The organism is Thiopseudomonas denitrificans, from assembly GCF_002866065.1.
GTDB lineage: Bacteria > Pseudomonadota > Gammaproteobacteria > Pseudomonadales > Pseudomonadaceae > Thiopseudomonas > Thiopseudomonas denitrificans.
Window position 1 is genome coordinate 641,658 of sequence record NZ_LNJZ01000009.1, and the last position, 17,756, is coordinate 659,413.

Consider the following 17,756-nt stretch of genomic DNA (forward strand, 5'->3'; position numbering starts at 1 on the left):
TCAATCAGCAAATCGTGCGGCACTATCGGCGGTTTGCCCAAAAAATGATAGTGTTTTCAAACGAACAGATAGCCAGTAAAGCTCCACAGCAGCTTCACCGAAAATATGATCAGCACCAGTCCCGTCAGGCGTTCAAACACCACTGCAGTCCGCAAAAAACGCTCACGGATGGCGGGGGTGGAAAACATCAGGCTAACCAGCACAAACCAGCCTGCATTGACTACACACATCCAGAGCCCATACAACAGCTGTGTATGCAGCGGTGTGGAAGCGCTCACCACCGTGGTAAACACCGCCAGGAAAAACAGGGTGGCCTTGGGATTGGTAGCATTGGTCAGGAAGCCCAGCATGAATCCCGGGCGAAACCCGCCAGCTGCGCTACCACTTTCCGTATCTACGGTCAGCTCTGCGCCCTGTTTTCCCGCCTGCCGGATAAACAGCTGTCCCAGATACAACAGGTAAAGGCCACCAACCAGCCCGGCCACTCCCAGAAGCCATGGTGTGGCATGCATCAGGGCACCCACGCCCAGCAGGGTATACACCACGTGCACCGAAATGCCGGCCCCAATGCCAAGCGCCGTCGCCACGCCTGCAGGACGACCATGGCGCAGGCTCTGGCGAATCGTCACGGCAAAGTCCGGCCCGGGTGCTACTACAGCCAGAAAATGAATCACCGCCAGTGCAAAAAACTCTCCCATCACTTCACCTGTTACCGGTTATCAGAGCCGGCCCCCCGTTAAAACAATTCAACCCGGGCATGTCCGGCCGGGTCGCGCATTGTAGCGGCTGAGCAACAGAAAGACCGCAACAGCCGGCAACAAGAGCCTTGGCTTTTCGCTATACTGCCAAGCCTGTTTACCTGCAGTTTCAAGGAACGCCATGCCCACCCAGCTCAATACAGACATTGCCATCATCGGCGGCGGCATTGCCGGCCTGTGGCTGAACGCCCGCCTGCGTCGGGAGGGTTTCAACACATTGCTGCTGGAACGGACACAGCTGGGTGGAGTGCAGAGCCTGTGCTCGCAGGGCATCATCCATGGCGGCACCAAATATGCGCTACAGGGTGCGCTGACCGGCTCGTCCGAGGCGATTGCCGACATGCCGGCACGCTGGCGGGCGGCACTGGACGGCAATGGCGAGCTGGATCTGCGTGGAGTGCGACTGTTGTCCGAAGCGCACTACCTGTGGTCGCCCGGCACCGTGGCCGGCAACCTGACCAGCTTCTTTGCCAGCAAGGCGATGCGTGGCCGGGTGGATGGCGTGACCGGCAGTGAGTTGCCCCCTGCCCTGCAACACCCCAAGTTTCGCGGCAAGGTCTACCGGCTGGCCGAGCTGGTGTTCGATGTGCCCAGCCTGATGCGCACCCTGGCAGAACAGGCCGGCAACAGTCTGCTGCATGCGCCGGATATCCAGCCCGAGGTTGTCGACGGCCAGCTGCAGGCACTGCAAGTTGGCGATTACCGCATCCATGCACAGAAGATCGTGCTCTGCGCCGGCGAAGGTACAGAACAGCTGCTGCAGCATTTTGGCCAACAACAACCAAAACAGCAGTTGCGACCGCTGCACATGGTGGTAGTCAAGGGCGAGGCGCTCAAGCCCATTTACGCCCACTGCCTGGGCGGCGGCAGCAAGCCACGCATCACCATCACCACCCATCCGGTGCCGAACGGCCAGTGGGCCTGGTACCTTGGCGGCAACCTGGCCGAAGCCGATGGTGTGGCGCGTGATGAAGCAGCACAAATTTCCTTTGCCCAAAACGAGCTGCGCACCTTGATGCCCTGGCTGGACCAGTCCGCATTGCAGTGGCGCACCCTGCGTATCAACCGCGCCGAGCCGGCACAAAGTGGTCTGGTGCGACCTGACAACGCCTTTCTCGCCACCAACAATGGCAACCTCTGGACTGCCTGGCCAACCAAGCTGGCCCTGGCCCCGGACCTTGCCGATCGCGTGCTGACCAAACTCGACAAACAGGGCATCCGCCCCGGCCAGCATTCCGACCATGATTCACTGCCACGCCCGCCGATGGGTCTGGCCCCCTGGGAGCATTTGTTCGCATGAGTTCTTTGCACGACTTTTATCGCCACTTCGGCAGCAACGGCCCGCTGGTTTCTCCACTTGGCCTGGGCACGGTCAAACTCGGCCGCAACCAAGGCGTGAAGTACCCGTCCGGCTTCGAACTGCCGGACGACAAGAGCGCCCTTGAGCTGCTGGCCCTTGCCCGTGACCTGGGCATCAACCTGCTCGACACCGCACCGGCCTATGGCATCAGCGAAGAACGTCTGGGCAAGCTGCTCAAGGGCCAGCGCCAGCACTGGGTGATCGTCAGCAAGGTGGGCGAGGAATTTATCGATGGTCAGTCGGCTTTTGATTTCAGTGCCACACACACGCGCTTTTCCGTCGAGCGCAGCCTCAAGCGGCTGAATACCGACCACATCGAAGCGATACTGGTGCACTCCGACGGCAATGATGTACATGTGCTGCAACAGGAAGAGGTCTACAGCGAGCTGGCCAAACTCAAGCAGGAAGGCAAGATCGGCCAGTTCGGTTTTTCCGGCAAGACTGTAGAAGGCGGGCTGCTGGCCCTGGAACAGGGCGACTGCGCCATGGTCACCTATAACCTGAACGAGCAGGAAGAAAAACCGGTGCTGGATTATGCCGCCAGCCATGGCAAGGGAATACTGATCAAGAAGGCACTGGCCAGCGGGCACATCTGCCTGGCAGAGGGCCGCGACCCGGTCCGTGCCAGTTTCGAGCTGGTATTCGGCCATCCCGGCGTGACCAGTGCGGTGGTGGGTACCATCAACCCCGGTCATTTGCGCCAGAATGTGGAACAGGTAGCAGCAGTGCTCGGCTGACGTCTTTACGGCACTCCGCACAGGCTACAAGCCTTCAGGCCGGCACTGAGCTCGCCGGTATCCTGACCTGAGGCCGGGAAAGACTCAGCGGCCGCGCAAGAACAGTTTGTCCAGCTCGTCCAGATTGAGCTGGGTCCAGGTCGGGCGGCCATGGTTGCACTGGCCGCTGCGTTCGGTTATTTCCATGTCACGCAACAGCGCATTCATTTCCGGCAGGGTCAGCTGCCGGTTGGCACGTATCGCGCCATGACAGGACATGGTGGCCAGCAATTCGTTGATGTGCGCCTGGATGCGGTCACTGGTACCGTATTCCATCAAATCAGCCAATACATCACGCACCAGATTTTCTGCCTGTGCCTGTTTCAGTAGTGCGGGAATCTGGCGGATGGCCAGGCTTTCACTACCCATGCGCTGCAGCTCGAAACCAAGCCGTGCAAACCAGTCTGCGTGCTCCTCGGCGCAATCCACTTCCCGCTCGCTCAGGGCCATGCTTTGCGGCACCAGCAGCGGCTGGCCTTTCAACCCCTCGACCGCCATGGCGGTTTTCAGGCGCTCGTACATGACCCGCTCATGGGCGGCGTGCATGTCGACCAGCACCAGACCATGACTGTTTTCAGCAAGAATATAGATGCCCTTGAGCTGGGCCAGCGCATAACCCAGTGGCGGAACCTGCTCCCCTTCGCCGACCTGATGGCCGGTTTCACCCAGAGGCGCGGTAAAGGCCTGATAAGCTCCGCTCTGAACACTACCGAAACCGGCCTGTTGCGTGCTGCCCTGCGGGCGGAAGAAACCACCGCTGCTACCAGCACTACCGGCATAGGGCGCACTACGCGTCAGTACCTCGTCACGCAAATCCAGCCCGGCCTGACCAGCGAACTCGCCACCGGCCAGACCGGTGGCTTTGGGTAACTCCAGCGATGCCGTGGCCGCCGGAGCCGCAAGCTCGTCACCGGGCCGCACATCAGCCAGGCTGCGGTTCAATGTGGAATAGAGAAAGTCGTGCACAGTGCGACCATCACGAAAACGTACTTCGTGTTTGGTCGGGTGCACATTGACATCAACCAGATTCGGGTCCAGCTCCAGATAGAGCACAAACGCCGGATGCCGGCCACCGTAGAGCACATCACGGTAGGCCTGGCGCACCGCATGGCCGACCAGTTTGTCGCGCACGATGCGGCCATTGACGTAGAAATATTGCATGTCGGCCTGGCTACGTGAAAAGGTCGGCAAACCGACCCAGCCCCACAGGCGTAAACCGTTGCGCTCGACATCAATTGGCAGAGCCTGTTCCAGAAAGCCGTCACCCAGCAACTGGCCGATACGGCGGGCGCGGGCGCTGTCCTCGGCGGCACTGTGCAGGGCAAACACCTGCCGGCCGTTGTGACGCAGATGGAAGGCCACATCGAAACGGGCCAACGCCATGCGCCGCACCACTTCCTGCAAACGGTCGAATTCGGTTTTTTCGGTACGCAGGAACTTGCGCCGCGCCGGTGTGTTGTAAAACAGGTCACGCACCTGCACCGTGGTGCCGACCGGGTGAGCGGCGGGCTGTACGCTGGGCTGCATGTCACGCCCCTCGGCCTCGACCTGCCAGGCCTCACCGGCATCGGCAGTACGTGAAGTCAGGCACAGGCGGGCCACCGAGCTGATCGAGGCCAGTGCCTCGCCGCGAAAGCCCAGACTTTGCACGCCTTCCAGGTCGGCCAGCTCGGCAATCTTGCTGGTGGCATGACGCGCCAGCGCCAGCGGCAGCTGGTCGTGGGCTATGCCGTGACCATCATCACGGATGCGCAGCAACTTGACACCACCCTCTTCCACGTCCAGCTCGATGCGGGTAGCGCCTGCATCCAGCGCATTTTCCAGCAGCTCCTTGGCCACCGATGCCGGGCGCTCGACCACTTCCCCGGCGGCGATCTGGTTGGCCAGTCGCGGGCTGAGCAGGTTGATGCTGCGTGGCCGACTCATGGCTGGGCCGCCAGGGTGCGTGCCGGGATCTGGATTTTCTGGCCAACCTTGATCACGTCGCTTTTCAGCTTGTTCAGCGCGCGGATCTCGACCAGCGACACCTGATAACGCGCCGCCAGCATCGACAGGCTCTCGCCGGCGCGCACCACATGCTCCTGCGGACCGACCACGGTTTTGCCGGCATCACGCTGGGCCGCCAGCCAGGTACCGGGCGGCGGGCTGATCTGGAAGAACTGTTTGACACCGGCATTGATCGAACGGGCAATGCTCAGCTGATGCGACTTGTTGTTCAGCTTGCGCGACTCTTCCGGGTTGGTGATGAAACCGGTTTCCACCAGGATCGAAGGGATATCGGGAGATTTCAGCACCATGAAGGCCGCCTGCTCCACCCGCGACTTGTGCAGGCGGGTGATCTTGCCCATGTGGTTGAGAACTTTCTGACCGACGTCCAGACTGGATGACAGCGAGGCGGTCATCGACAGGTCAAGCAGCACGCCGGCCAGTACCTTGTCCTTGTCGCCCAGGGTGACATTGCCGGTACCGCCAATCAGGTCGGAGCGGTTTTCGCTGTCTGCCAGCCAGCGGGCGGTCTCCGAGGTCGCTCCCCGGTCAGACAGGGCATAGACGGACGCGCCATAGGCGGTAGAGCGTGGCGCCGCATCGGCGTGCACCGAGACAAACAGGTCGGCACCTTTTTGCCGGGCAATCTCGGTGCGCCGGCGCAGCGGGATGAAGTAGTCGCCGGTGCGCACCAGCTCGGCACGGAAGCCCTTTTCGGCGTTGATCTGGCGCTGCAACTCGCGGGCAATGGCCAGTACCACGTCTTTTTCCTTCAAACCGCCGGGACCGATGGCGCCGGGGTCTTCCCCGCCGTGCCCGGCATCAATGGCGATGATCACGTCACGCTGGCCACCGGCCGGTGCTTTTTGTACCGGCGGAGTCACAGTAGCCACCGGCTTTCCCTCCGGCTGCTGCTTGATTACCTGGGCAACCGGATCCTGGACGTTGTCGAACAGGTCAACCACCAGACGGTGACCATATTGCTGGTTCGGAGCCAGAGTAAAACTTTTCGGATACACCCGTGCCTTCATGTCGAGCACGATGCGCAGCTCGCTGTCTTTTTTGCCGACCCGCACGTCTTTCAGTGGCGAGCTGGTTGCCAGAATGTTCTTGATGTCTGTCTGCAACGCGGCCGACTTGATGTCAATGACAATGCGTTCGGGGTTATCGAGGCTGAACACGTTGTGTTCCACCGGGCCGGTCAGGTCGAACACCAGCCGGGTATTGTCCGGTGCACGCCAGATGCGTGCGCTTTTGATCTGCGCTGCCGCCCAGGCCTGCATGGGTACAAACAGGCAGATCGCCAGACAGGTTAGCCAGTACCGCAGTCGCATGTTCACCTCATTACCGCTGGTTGTTGGAAACGGATTATTTTGCTCTCAGGGGCAAGCCCCTTCATACAGTCATTCTGCGCGCAACGAAGTGAAGTCGCAGAATCCATTGCTACTGCTCACACGGACCCTGCGACTTGGCGCTGGGTGACTTGCTCCGGCATCTGGTGGCATCCTTCTGCAGGTACGAATTTATTCGTACATCCGTACATGATGAGTACAGGAGCACCCTTACAGTACTGTGCGAATAAATTCGCACCTACAAAAGGGCACACTCTTGTAGAAGGGGGCTTGCCATTCGTACAAAACTGTTTAACTCTCACCCGGCAGAACTGATTGGCACCATTGGATGCCTCTTGGCGTGCCGGGTTCCAGCCGCGCACGTCGCCCTTCCAGCTCGGGCACCATGGTAATACGCAAGTCGGGCGTGGGCAAAACGCCCTGCCCCTGCTGCGGCCACTCGATGATGCACAGGTCGTCGGCAGCAAAATAATCCCGGATACCGAGAAACTCCAGCTCCTCCGGGTCGGCCAGACGATAGAGGTCGAAATGCCAGATGTTCAGCCCGTCAATTTCATAGGGCTCAACCAGAGTGAAAGTCGGGCTTTTTACCGCACCGGCATGGCCCAGGCTGCGCAACAGCCCGCGAGTCAGGGTGGTCTTGCCCGCGCCCAGATCGCCTTCCAGATAGATCACGCCACGGCCTGCGCTCTGTTGACCCAGCTGCGCACCCAGCGCTAGAGTAGCGGCTTCGTCAGCCAAAAAAAACTCGATCGCTGCCAATACCGGCCCTCCCCTGTCGCCGTTGACCTGTCTTGCCGTGTCGTTTTACACAGACGAAGAGGCATTATACCTGTAATCCCCTGCCTTCTCTGCCATGCCATTGAAAAATATAGACCCCGAACAGCTGCTGGATTCGATTGCCGGTTGGGCACACGAACTGGGCTTTGCCCAGACTGGCATCAGCAGCATCGATCTGTCGGCAGAAGAGGATTATCTGCAAAAGTGGCTCGACGCCGGTTACCACGGCGGCATGGATTACCTGCACAAGCACGGCATGCTGCGTGCCCGCCCCGGCGAACTGGTGCCCGGCACGCTGAGCGTGATCAGTGTTCGCATGGACTATCTGCCGGGGGACACCGCCGCCATACAACGCCTGGCCGATGGCGAGGCCGCCTATATTTCCCGCTACGCGCTGGGTCGCGACTATCACAAGATGATGCGCAAGCGCCTGCAGAAACTTGCCGAGCGCATTGCCGAAGCCATCGGCCCTTATGGCTACCGCGTGTTCGTCGATAGCGCGCCACTGCTCGAGAAGGCGCTTGCCCGCAATGCCGGGCTGGGCTGGGTCGGCAAAAACACGTTGATCCTGAATCGCAAGGCAGGCAGTTTTTTCTTTCTGGGTGAAATCCTGATCGATTTCCCCCTGCCGGCCAACCAGGAGCAGGCGCGCAACCACTGTGGCAGCTGCACGGCCTGCCTCGACCTGTGCCCGACCAGTGCCTTCGTTGATGCCAACACGCTGGATGCACGGCGCTGCATCTCTTATCTGACCATTGAATACAAGGGCAGCATCGACCCGGAGCTGCGCCCGCTGATGGGCAACCGGGTGTTTGGCTGTGATGACTGCCAGCTGGTATGCCCATGGAACCGCTTTGCCAAACCGACGGCGGAAACGGATTTCCTGCCCCGGCACGGGCTGGACAATGTCAACCTGGCCGAACTGTTCATGTGGACGGAAGAGGAATTTCTGCAACGCACCGAAGGCTCGCCCATTCGCCGCGCCGGCTATGAAAGCTGGTTGCGCAACCTGGCCATCGGGCTGGGCAATGCCCCTTCGACCATTCCCGTGCTGGAAGCCTTGCAGGCTCGTCGCGACCACCCCAGCGAACTGGTACGCGAGCATGTTGAATGGGCGTTGAAAAGACATGGTGTGCTGTAGCCCGCAACATCTGTAGGTGCGAATTCATTCGCACACAAACACCTCAACGGCGCTGTGCGAACGTATGAGCACCTACAAAAGCGGTGCACCCCTGCAGAGGGACCGTATTGTGCGAATGAATTCGCACCTACAAAAACGCGCAGGCCTAGCAGTTCATCAGGTGCTTGCGATAGTACTGCAGCTCGGCGATGGACTCGCGGATGTCGGCCATGGCCAGATGCACATCGCCCTTCTGAAAGCCCTTGGCAACCTCGGGTGCCCAGCGTTTGGCCAGTTCTTTCAGACTGGATACATCCAGGTTGCGGTAGTGGAAATAGGCTTCCAGCTGCGGCATGCAGCGATGCAGGAAGCGGCGGTCCTGACAGATGCTGTTGCCACATATGGGGGATGCACCCGCCGGCACCCACTGTTTGATGAACTCGATGGTTCTGGCTTCGGCTTCGGCTTCATTGATGCTGCTTTCACGCACGCGCTTGGTCAGCCCGCTTTTGCCATGCTGGTTGGTGTTCCACTCATCCATGCCGGCCAGAACTTCATCACTCTGATGAATCGCCATTACCGGGCCTTCGGCCAGCACATTGAGCTGGGCGTCGGTGATGATGGTAGCGATCTCGATGATGCGATCGTTATCGGTATCCAGCCCGGTCATTTCCAGATCAATCCAGATCAGGTTTTCTTTGTTTTGCATGATGGTGTTCCACTGAAATATTTACCACCCGCATTCTACCCGAAAGCATCCGGAAATATTTCAGCACCAAACCAAAACACCCAATGCAAAACCAAACACGCGACAGCAGCCCGACAAAGTCGGGCCACACCCTCCCACCCACTGCGGTGCACAAAAAAGCCAGTCCGGACTTCCATCAAAACCTTAGCGGCAGCGGCAAACTTGTTTTGCCGCTGGTAAGCGCAGTTTTGCATGGGAGTCCGGACTGGCTTATACACCCGAGCCTCAGATCACCGAAGCCCCAGTGCACCAAGCAAAAGTCAAATCCCTGACAAAGCCTCAATCAGCTCGGCATTCTGCTCATCAGTTCCCACGGTAATGCGCAAAAACTGCTCAATGCGGGGCTGGCGGAAGTGACGCACGATGATGCCCTGCTCGCGCAACCTGGCGGCCAGCTCGCCGGCATCCTGCTGCGGGTGGCGGGCAAACACGAAGTTGGCTGCCGACGGCAGCACCTCGAAGCCCAGCGCTGTCAGCTGAGCGGTCATTTGCTCACGGCTAGCGATCACCCTGTTGCAGGTCTGCTCGAAATACTCGCGATCGGCAAAGGAGGCGGCGGCACCGGCCAGGGCGACACGGTCCAGCGGGTAGGAGTTGAAGCTGTTCTTGATCCGCTCCAGCGCTTCGATCAGTTCCGGCTGACCAACGGCCAGACCGACACGCAAACCGGCCAGCGAGCGTGACTTCGACAGGGTCTGCACCACCAGCAGGTTCGGGTAACGATCCACCAGTGCGATGGCACTCTGGCCGCCAAAGTCGATATAGGCTTCGTCCACCAGCACCAGGCTTTCGGTGTTGGCCTGTAGCAGCTGTTCGATGGCATCCAGCGTCAGCAGACGACCGGTTGGCGCATTGGGGTTGGGGAAAATGATGCCGCCGTTGTCCTGACGGTAATCGTCCAGGTCGATGGCAAAGTTTTCGTCCAGCGGAATCTGCTTTGGCTCGACGCCGTACAGGCCGCAATACACCGGGTAGAAGCTGTAGCTGATATCCGGAAACAGCAGCGGCTTGCCCTGCTGGAAGAAGGCCTGGAAGGCATGCGCCAGCACTTCGTCGGAGCCGTTGCCGACAAACACATGGCTGGGCTCTACCCCGTAGTAATCGGCCACTGCCTGCTTGAGCAGATCACAATTGGGATCCGGATACAGGCGCAGGTCATCACTGACCTGTTCGCGCATCGCCGCCAGCGCCCTGGGTGACGGACCATAGGGGTTTTCGTTGGTGTTCAGTTTTACCAGCCTGGTCATTTTCGGCTGCTCGCCCGGCACATAGGGCACCAGGTCGTGTACGAACGGACTCCAGAATTTGCTCATGGTCTGTGTTTAATCCTTGATGATGCGGTATTCGGCGCTTTTCGCGTGGGCGGTCAGCGACTCGCCACGGGCCAGCACGGAAGCGACCTTGCCCAGCTCCGATGCGCCTTCGGGCGTACAGAAGATGATCGAGGAGCGCTTCTGGAAGTCGTAGACACCCAGCGGCGAGAAGAAGCGCGCGGTGCCGGAAGTGGGCAGCACGTGGTTCGGGCCGGCGCAGTAGTCACCCAGCGCCTCGGCGGTGTAGCGGCCCATGAAAATGGCACCGGCATGGCGGATGCGCGGCAGCAGCGCTTCAGGGTCTGCCACCGACAGCTCCAGGTGCTCGGGGGCAATGCGGTTGGCTACTTCCACGGCGTGGTCGAGATCACGGACCTGGATCAGCGCGCCGCGCTCGGCCATGGAGACGCGGGCGATGTCCTCACGCTCCAGTGTCGGCAGCAGGCGCTCGATGCTGGCCTGTACCTTATCGAGAAACTCGGCGTCGGGGCTGAGCAGAATCGACTGGGCGTCCTGGTCGTGCTCGGCCTGGGAGAACAGGTCCATGGCGATCCAGTCGGGATCGGTCTGACCATCGCAGACCACCAAAATCTCTGACGGGCCGGCGATCATGTCGATGCCGACACGGCCAAATACCAGTTGCTTGGCGGTGGCCACATAGATGTTGCCCGGGCCGACAATCTTGTCCACCGCCGGCACGCTTTCGGTACCGTAGGCAAGCGCGGCCACGGCCTGGGCGCCACCAATGGTGAACACGCGGTCGACACCGGCAATGGCGGCGGCGGCCAGTACCATCTCGTTGATTTCGCCTTTCGGCGTTGGTACTACCATGATGATTTCGGCGACACCGGCCACCTTGGCCGGAATGGCGTTCATCAACACCGACGACGGATAGGTCGCCTTGCCGCCGGGCACATAGATGCCGGCACGGTCAATGGCGCTGACCTGCTGGCCGAGCATGGTGCCGTCTGGGTCGGTGTAACGCCAGGAGTCCTGCCTTTGGTGTTCATGGTAACGGCGGATGCGTTCGGCGGCGGTTTGCAGTGCCGCGCGCTGGTCATCCTCGATGTTTTCCAGCGCCTGCTGCAGGCGTGCCTGCGGCAGCTCCAGCTGGCCGAAGCTGTCGACCTCGACGCCATCAAACTGGCGGGTAAAGTCGAGCACCGCAGCATCACCCAGGCTGCGTACCTGGGCGATGATGTCGACAACACGCTGGTTGACCTCGGCATCGGAGACGCTTTCCCAGCTCAGCAGCTGGTCCAGCTCGGCGGTGAAGCCGGCATCGTCCGCGTTCATGCGGCGGACTACTGGGGTTTTACTCATGCTGTTACCTTGATTTTCATATTTGATGGCCCGTGTGCGCTTTGCTTCGCTCGGGGCTCAGCCCTGAACGATGCGCATGGACAGGTCGACCGCCTTGATGTTCTTGGTCAGGATGCCCAGGGAGATGAAGTCCACGCCGGTTTCCGCAACATAACGCAGGGTATCGTCGTTGATGCCGCCGGACGCCTCCAGCTTGACCTTGCCGGCATTGATGCGCACGGCTTCGCGCATGTCGGCATAGGACAACTCGTCGAGCATGATGATGTCGGCACTGGTGGCCAGTGCCTGGGCGAACTCTTCGAGGTTTTCCACCTCGACCTCGATCGGCTTGCCCGGGGCAATGCGGCGCGCGGTCTCGACCGCTTCGGCAATGCCGCCACAGGCGGTGATGTGGTTTTCCTTGATCAGGAAGACATCGTACAGCCCGATGCGGTGGTTATGGCAGCCGCCGCAGGTGACCGCGTACTTCTGCGCCAGACGCAGGCCGGGAATGGTCTTGCGGGTATCCAGCAGCTTCACCGGCAGATCGCTGACCATGTCGGCGTAATGCTGACAGCGGGTGGCCACGGCGGACAGGGTCTGCATGAAATTGAGCGCGGTACGCTCGCCGGTGAGCAGCGCACGGGCCGGCCCTTCCAGCTCGAACAATACCTGGTTGGCCTGTACACGGTCGCCGTCGGCGGCATGCCAAGTGACCTTGACACTGCTGTCGACCTGCCGGAACACTTCGTCAACCCAGGCGGTGCCGGCCAGGGTGGCGTTTTCACGGGTAATCACCCGCGCGCGAACCTGTCTGTCGGCCGGAATCAGCTGTGCGGTGATGTCGCCGGTGCCCACGTCTTCTGCCAGGGCAATGCGTACATTTTCGCGTACTTCGTCCAGCAGCTGCTCAATTACCAGATTTGCCATAGAAAACTCCAATTCAACATCAGCATAGTATACGGGCTAATCAACCCGCTTGGCACCATTGATCCGGCCCCTTGCCAACGCAGCCATGCGCGCCAGCCGGAACCGGCGGCTGAGTTGTCCGTAACGTCGCCGCCCGCATCAATGGCCGTGCTCGACCGCTGGCCTGGATCTGCACAAACTTGCCCGAACTCATTGGGCTGGCTGCACCAATTGCATATAATGCGGACATGTTCCGGCTCCCGTCAGCAATGCCGGCAGTTCCCGGCGTCAGGTCAGAGATTGATCATTCAGGAGGCTCCATGCACAACAAAGCCCATGTCGTATCCCTTGCGGAGCATGGCGCAACAACCGCCACCGGGCAGTTGCCAGCCCTGCTGATCCGTCTGCGCGACCTGACCGGGGTGTTTGTCAAGCGCCAGCTGCAGGAGCTGTTCACAGCCGCAGACGATACCCTGTTCGACATGGCCGATCGTGCCGGCAGCAACCAGGAACAAAACAGCCTGTTTGAAACCATGCGTGAGCTGCGCCTGAAACAGAAAAACCTGCAACACGGTTATTTGCAGCAACTGGGGGAGTCTTTTGCCAGTCTGACCCAGTTCCGGGTTGGGCAACCGGCTGACAGCATCGCCACCGACCGCGACAGTTTGACGCTAGTCCAGCCCGACGAGCTGGAAGAAAACGTCGCCATCAACAACATGATCAGCAAGGTCATGAACAACGATGCCGACCTGCTGGAAGACCTGAACGCACGTATTGGCCATGTGCTCGCACGCGAAATACCGCTTGGCGACAACCCGCTGGGGCCGGCGAGCCTCAGCCGCCTGTTTCTCGACATTCTCAACCAGACGGGCTTTACCGACATACAAATCAAGCTGATCCTGCTCAAGCTGTTTGAACGTTCGGTATTGGAAGACCTCGGCCTGCTGTATGCCGACAGCAACCAGATACTGCTTGAAGCCGGCATCCTGCCAGCACTGCGCACCCGTGGCGCAGTCAAGAAAACGCCAGCCGCCAGCTACGACAACAGCCTGCCCGCGACTCCGGCCGGGCAAGCAGAAGTCAGCTTCCAGGATATCCAGTCACTGTTGCGTAATACTGGAACCCTACCGGGCATCACGCCGCCCTCAACGGATGCGGTACCTGTCAGCTCCGGCGACCTGATGCGTCTGCTGACCCACCTGCAACAGCACAACTCCCAGAACCAGCAGCTGTCCGGCGCGATGGTCCGCCAGCAGATCGACAGTATTTTACAACGCGCCAGCCAGCAGTCACAAAAAACCCGCGTGGTAGGCGAAATGGCCAATGACGCGATCAACCTGGTATCCATGCTATTCGAGTTCATTCTCGACGATCGCACCCTGCCCGACTCACTCAAGGCACTGATCGGCCGGCTGCAGATTCCCATGCTCAAAGTGGCCGTGCTCGACCAGAGCTTCTTTGACAGCGCCAGTCACCCGGCACGACGGCTGCTCAACGAGCTGGGCTCCGCCGCCCTCGGCTGGAGCGGCAAGGATAGCCGGCAGCAGGACAAGCTGCTGCAGAAAATGGAAGATATCGTGCACCGGCTGCTCAACGAGTTCACCGACGACCCGGTGATCTTTGCCGACATCCTGCAAGAATTCACCACGTTCTACGGGACCGAACGCCGCCGCAGCGAACTGGTCGAGCAGCGTGTCCGTGATGCAGAAGAAGGCCGCGCCCGTACCCAGCAGGCCCGGCTGCGCATCAAACAGGAACTCAACCAGCGCTTGCTCGGCAAAACCCTGCCCGAAACGGTCGTGCAGCTGCTGCAGGACAACTGGAGCCAGGTCTTGCTGCTGCGCCTGCTCAGGCACGGTGAAGAGGCCACCGACTGGCAGGACAGCCTGCAGCTCATGGACGACCTGATCTGGAGTATCGGCCAACATCACAACCGCGCCGACGGGGAACGCCTGAAGGCCATGGTACCCGCACTGGTCAGCCAGTTGCGTGAGGGTTTCGAGGAGGCGGCGCTGGACCCTTTTGCCACCTCACTGCTGCTGACCCAGCTGGAAGTGCTGCATATCCAGGCATTTCAGCAGCTCAAATACAAGCTGGCCCAACCGGAAGCCGGCGATCCAGCTACCGGCAGCAACGACACCACCAGCACGCCAGTCGAACCGGTCACCCTGTCCCCTGAAGAACTGCCCGAACTGCTGCAGCAGGCTGCGGAGGAAATGGCCGGGCAGGAAGAAATACCCGTGCCAGCCATGGTTGAAGTCAGTCAGGATGTCGAGCTGCCCGGCAAGGATGAAACCGGCGAAGAAACAGAACCTGAAGAAAACCTGCTGCCTGATGATGATCCGGCATTCGGGCAGGCTGACCAGGTGCGCCCAGGCAGCTGGTTCGAGCTCCGCCAGGAGGATGGCAACAGCATCCGCTGCAAGCTGTCGGCAATCATCCGCTCTACGGGCCGCTACATTTTTGTCAACCGCCACGGCCTGAAGGTGCTGGACAAGAACCGTAACGGGCTGGCATGGGCCTTCAAGCAGGAGCAGCTGCGCATGCTCGACGATGCCCTGCTGTTTGACCGGGCGCTGGAATCCGTCATCAACAATCTGCGACAGATGAAAGACATCTAGTGGCCTGAGCGGCTAGTTGGTTAACTCAAGTTCGGATGGCTGGGGCTTCGAGGCAAGGCGCTGCGACGAGTCATGGCGGGCAATGTACGTGAACTCGCGCCTACCGCCGCACGGAAACACTAACCCGGATGCAGGACTTCATACCGGCAACCCGCTCCCAGCGCCCCTGCAGGGGCTGCAGGCTGACAATACCCAGCTGCATGCCATCACTGCGCGGTGTTAGTCGCCAGCTGGCAGCATCACCTTCCGGCAATGACAAGACCCCCTGCCGTGCTTCTGCCTGTTCCACGGCAAACAGCATGGCAAACACTCCGTCCTCATCGATCACCGCGGCTTTGGGCAAGCGGGAAAAGCACAGGTCAAGCTCCGGGCCCAGCATGTCCACCTGCAACAAGCGGGCCGGCTGCGCAGGATCAGGCTTGAGCAGCTTGCCGAGCATCAGCCCGGCCAAGAAGGCAAGCAGGCACAGGCTGGCAAAAAACTTGATACGCCATTGCCGCACAGGTGGTTCTTGCCATGTAGAATCTGCTGTTTTTTGCGGGTCAGGTCGTGCCATGTTTCACATCATTCTCTTTGAGCCGGAAATTCCGCCCAACACCGGCAACATCATTCGCCTGTGCGCCAATACCGGTTGCAGTTTACACCTGATCGAGCCGCTGGGCTTTGTGCTGGATGACAAACGCCTGCGCCGGGCCGGACTCGACTACGGCGAATTTGCCAGCGTCCGGCAACATGCCGGGTTGAACCAGTGCCTGGCAGCGCTGGGGCATCCACGACTATTTGCCTTCAGCACCAAGGGGCAAAAGAGTTATGCCGACCCCTGCTATGTACCCGGCGACGCCTTCATTTTCGGCCCCGAAACCCGCGGGCTGCCGGATGACGTACGCAACAACATCCCGGCAGAGCAGTTGTTGCGCCTGCCCATGCTGCCACAGTCACGCAGCCTGAACCTGTCCAACACTGTTGCCGTGGTGGTCTACGAGGCCTGGCGGCAGCAGGAGTTTGCCTGAGGCAGCATGACAGCCCAAAACACAACACCCCGCCAGCTGGCGGGGTGTTGGTGAAACTGCTGCGGGAGTTACAGCAACAGGCTACGGATTTCCGCCAGCACATCGGCCAGGCGGCGGGTGAAGCGCGCAGCAGCCGCGCCGTTGATCACACGGTGATCATAGGACAGCGACAGCGGCAGCATCAGCCGGGGCGCGAAGTCCCGGCCATCCCACACCGGCTGCATGCTGGCTCGGGAGACACCCAGAATTGCCACTTCCGGCGCGTTGACGATCGGCGTGAAGCCGGTGCCGCCAATGTGCCCCAGACTGGAAATGGTGAAACAGCCGCCCTGCATCTGCTCCGGTGACAGTTTCTTGTTGCGAGCCTTGTCGGCCAGCTCCGCCGCTTCCAGCGCCAGTTGCAGCAGACTCTTCTGGTCCACGTCACGGATCACCGGCACCAGCAGGCCGTCCGGCGTATCCACGGCAAAGCCGATATGCACGTACTGTTTCATGATCAGCTCTTTGCCGTTGGGTGCCAGCGAGCTGTTGAACTCGGGCAACTCTTTCAGCAGGTGAGCACAGGCCTTGAGCAAGAACGGCAGGACTGTCAGCTTGGTACCGGCCTTGTCTGCCGCAGCTTTCTGCGCCTTGCGGAATGCTTCCAGCTCGGTAATGTCGGCACTTTCAAACTGGGTCACGTGCGGGATATTGAGCCAGGCACGGTGCAGGTTGCTGGCACCGATCTGCTGCAGGCGTGTCATCGGCACGTTTTCAACCTTGCCAAAGCGGCTGAAATCAACCTCTGGAATTGGCTCGATACCCATGCCACCACTGCTGGCTGCAGCCGGTGCGTTCAGGCGCTGCTTGACGAATGCTTGCACGTCCTCCTTGAGGATGCGCTGATGCGGGCCCGTCGGGCTGATCTGGCCCAGATCCACACCAAACTCGCGGGCCAGCTTGCGGACCGCCGGGCCGGCGTGAACACAGGCACCGGAGTCCCCAGGCTTGCAGGCAACCTCCGGCTTGCTGGCCGGAGCGACCGATGCCGGGCCGCCGACGATTTCCTGCTGCGGTGCAGGAGCCGGAGCGGGCGCCGGTGCAGCCTCGGCCGGCGCGGAAGCCTGGCCAGCCGCTTCGGTCACTTCGATACGGCAGATCAGGTTGCCTTCGCTCACCTCGCTGTCCAGCTTGGCCAGCACCTCAACCACAGTACCGCTGACCGGCGAAGGAATTTCCATGCTCGCCTTGTCCGATTCCAGCGTCAGCAGGGATTGCTCTTCGCTAACGGCATCGCCGGCCTTGATCAGCAGCTCGATCACCCGGGCCTTGCCGGCAGAACCGATATCCGGCACTTCCACATCCTTGATGCGGGTGGTGACGGCTCCGTCAGCAGGTACTGCCGGAGCCGAAGCCGCAGCCGCAGCCGCAGCTGGCGTTTCGGCCACCGCAGCGGGCGCTTCAACAACCGCTGCCGGCTCTGCGGCGGCGCTGTCCACTTCCAGCTCCAGCAGCTCGTCACCTTCCTTCAGCCGGTCACCCAGCCGGACCTTGATGTTCTTGATGATTCCGGCCTTGGGGGCCGGAATCTCCATGCTGGCCTTGTCGGACTCCAGCGTCAGCAGGCTCTGTTCAGCCTCGATGGTATCGCCGACATTGACCAGGATTTCAATCACTTCGCCCTCACCGGTGCCGATGTCGGGGACGCGAATCAGTTCGGTAGTCATCGCTTCTCTCCTCTC

General features: G+C 60.6%; 15 protein-coding genes. 5 read left to right on the top strand and 10 right to left on the bottom strand.

The genetic code is table 11. The annotated features are described in order from the left end of the window. Positions 1 to 56: 56 nt before the first annotated feature. The gene (locus AR306_RS12225) at positions 57 to 698 is read right to left on the bottom strand and encodes a LysE family translocator (protein WP_101497821.1); all 642 of its coding nucleotides are present in this window, start codon (positions 696 to 698) and stop codon (positions 57 to 59) included. Between the two features lie 181 nt (positions 699 to 879). Between AR306_RS12225 and AR306_RS12230 the strand changes: the two genes are divergently transcribed. Beyond that, positions 880 to 2,058, top strand: a complete 1,179-nt coding sequence (locus tag AR306_RS12230; protein WP_101497822.1) for an FAD-dependent oxidoreductase — start codon at positions 880 to 882, stop codon at positions 2,056 to 2,058. Next, a complete protein-coding gene (locus AR306_RS12235) occupies positions 2,055 to 2,855 on the top strand; it encodes an aldo/keto reductase (protein WP_101497823.1) in 801 nt (266 codons plus the stop codon). Before AR306_RS12230 ends, AR306_RS12235 begins: the two co-directional genes overlap by 4 nt. 84 nt (positions 2,856 to 2,939) lie before the next feature. Here AR306_RS12235 and mutL read toward each other — a convergent pair whose 3' ends face one another. The 3 genes from mutL to tsaE form a co-directional block, all read right to left on the bottom strand. Then, on the bottom strand, positions 2,940 to 4,820 hold the full coding sequence (mutL, locus tag AR306_RS12240) for a DNA mismatch repair endonuclease MutL (protein WP_101497824.1): 1,881 nt from the start codon (positions 4,818 to 4,820) through the stop codon (positions 2,940 to 2,942). Beyond that, positions 4,817 to 6,214 carry an N-acetylmuramoyl-L-alanine amidase gene (locus AR306_RS12245; RefSeq protein WP_101497825.1) on the bottom strand — a complete coding sequence of 466 codons (1,398 nt, stop codon included), beginning with the start codon at positions 6,212 to 6,214 and terminating at the stop codon, positions 4,817 to 4,819. Before AR306_RS12245 ends, mutL begins: the two co-directional genes overlap by 4 nt. 309 nt (positions 6,215 to 6,523) lie before the next feature. After that, positions 6,524 to 6,994: a tRNA (adenosine(37)-N6)-threonylcarbamoyltransferase complex ATPase subunit type 1 TsaE gene (tsaE, locus tag AR306_RS12250; protein WP_101497826.1), complete on the bottom strand. Its 471-nt coding sequence runs from the start codon at positions 6,992 to 6,994 to the stop codon at positions 6,524 to 6,526. 94 nt (positions 6,995 to 7,088) lie between these two features. Here tsaE and queG point away from each other — a divergent pair, with 94 nt between their 5' ends. Beyond that, a complete protein-coding gene (gene queG / locus AR306_RS12255; protein ID WP_101497827.1) occupies positions 7,089 to 8,153 on the top strand; it encodes a tRNA epoxyqueuosine(34) reductase QueG in 1,065 nt (354 codons plus the stop codon). Between the two features lie 145 nt (positions 8,154 to 8,298). On the opposite strand, the gene orn is transcribed toward queG, so the two are convergent. The 4 genes from orn to nadC form a co-directional block, all read right to left on the bottom strand. Then, a complete protein-coding gene (gene orn, locus AR306_RS12260) occupies positions 8,299 to 8,841 on the bottom strand; it encodes an oligoribonuclease (protein ID WP_101497828.1) in 543 nt (180 codons plus the stop codon). A 299-nt stretch (positions 8,842 to 9,140) separates the two neighbouring features. Further along, positions 9,141 to 10,193 (bottom strand): histidinol-phosphate transaminase, encoded by a 1,053-nt coding sequence (gene hisC, locus AR306_RS12265; RefSeq protein ID WP_101497829.1) that lies wholly within the window; start codon positions 10,191 to 10,193, stop codon positions 9,141 to 9,143. Positions 10,194 to 10,202: 9 nt separating this feature from the next. Further along, positions 10,203 to 11,516, bottom strand: a complete 1,314-nt coding sequence (hisD, locus tag AR306_RS12270) for a histidinol dehydrogenase (RefSeq protein ID WP_101497830.1) — start codon at positions 11,514 to 11,516, stop codon at positions 10,203 to 10,205. A 57-nt stretch (positions 11,517 to 11,573) separates the two neighbouring features. Next, positions 11,574 to 12,425 (bottom strand): carboxylating nicotinate-nucleotide diphosphorylase, encoded by an 852-nt coding sequence (gene nadC, locus AR306_RS12275; protein WP_101497831.1) that lies wholly within the window; start codon positions 12,423 to 12,425, stop codon positions 11,574 to 11,576. A 299-nt stretch (positions 12,426 to 12,724) separates the two neighbouring features. Between nadC and AR306_RS12280 the strand changes: the two genes are divergently transcribed. Continuing rightward, positions 12,725 to 15,025, top strand: coding sequence for a DUF1631 domain-containing protein (locus AR306_RS12280; RefSeq protein WP_101497832.1), 2,301 nt, complete (start codon positions 12,725 to 12,727; stop codon positions 15,023 to 15,025). A 100-nt stretch (positions 15,026 to 15,125) separates the two neighbouring features. Here AR306_RS12280 and AR306_RS12285 read toward each other — a convergent pair whose 3' ends face one another. Then, positions 15,126 to 15,527, bottom strand: a complete 402-nt coding sequence (locus AR306_RS12285; protein ID WP_101497833.1) for a hypothetical protein — start codon at positions 15,525 to 15,527, stop codon at positions 15,126 to 15,128. Positions 15,528 to 15,579: 52 nt separating this feature from the next. Between AR306_RS12285 and trmL the strand changes: the two genes are divergently transcribed. Continuing rightward, positions 15,580 to 16,035, top strand: coding sequence for a tRNA (uridine(34)/cytosine(34)/5-carboxymethylaminomethyluridine(34)-2'-O)-methyltransferase TrmL (trmL, locus tag AR306_RS12290; RefSeq protein WP_101497834.1), 456 nt, complete (start codon positions 15,580 to 15,582; stop codon positions 16,033 to 16,035). A 68-nt stretch (positions 16,036 to 16,103) separates the two neighbouring features. On the opposite strand, the gene aceF is transcribed toward trmL, so the two are convergent. Next, positions 16,104 to 17,741, bottom strand: a complete 1,638-nt coding sequence (gene aceF, locus AR306_RS12295) for a dihydrolipoyllysine-residue acetyltransferase (RefSeq protein WP_101497835.1) — start codon at positions 17,739 to 17,741, stop codon at positions 16,104 to 16,106. Positions 17,742 to 17,756: the final 15 nt, after the last annotated feature.

Bases quoted from the DNA above. Each gene is read 5' to 3' on its own strand.
- AR306_RS12225 (WP_101497821.1), bottom strand. From the start codon at position 698: ATGGGAGAGTTTTTTGCACTGGCGGTGATTCATTTTCTGGCTGTAGTA.
- AR306_RS12230 (WP_101497822.1), top strand. From the start codon at position 880: ATGCCCACCCAGCTCAATACAGACATTGCCATCATCGGCGGCGGCATT.
- AR306_RS12235 (WP_101497823.1), top strand. From the start codon at position 2,055: ATGAGTTCTTTGCACGACTTTTATCGCCACTTCGGCAGCAACGGCCCG.
- mutL (WP_101497824.1), bottom strand. From the start codon at position 4,820: ATGAGTCGGCCACGCAGCATCAACCTGCTCAGCCCGCGACTGGCCAAC.
- AR306_RS12245 (WP_101497825.1), bottom strand. From the start codon at position 6,214: ATGCGACTGCGGTACTGGCTAACCTGTCTGGCGATCTGCCTGTTTGTA.
- queG (WP_101497827.1), top strand. From the start codon at position 7,089: ATGCCATTGAAAAATATAGACCCCGAACAGCTGCTGGATTCGATTGCC.
- orn (WP_101497828.1), bottom strand. From the start codon at position 8,841: ATGCAAAACAAAGAAAACCTGATCTGGATTGATCTGGAAATGACCGGG.
- hisC (WP_101497829.1), bottom strand. From the start codon at position 10,193: ATGAGCAAATTCTGGAGTCCGTTCGTACACGACCTGGTGCCCTATGTG.
- hisD (WP_101497830.1), bottom strand. From the start codon at position 11,516: ATGAGTAAAACCCCAGTAGTCCGCCGCATGAACGCGGACGATGCCGGC.
- nadC (WP_101497831.1), bottom strand. From the start codon at position 12,425: ATGGCAAATCTGGTAATTGAGCAGCTGCTGGACGAAGTACGCGAAAAT.
- AR306_RS12280 (WP_101497832.1), top strand. From the start codon at position 12,725: ATGCACAACAAAGCCCATGTCGTATCCCTTGCGGAGCATGGCGCAACA.
- trmL (WP_101497834.1), top strand. From the start codon at position 15,580: ATGTTTCACATCATTCTCTTTGAGCCGGAAATTCCGCCCAACACCGGC.
- aceF (WP_101497835.1), bottom strand. From the start codon at position 17,741: ATGACTACCGAACTGATTCGCGTCCCCGACATCGGCACCGGTGAGGGC.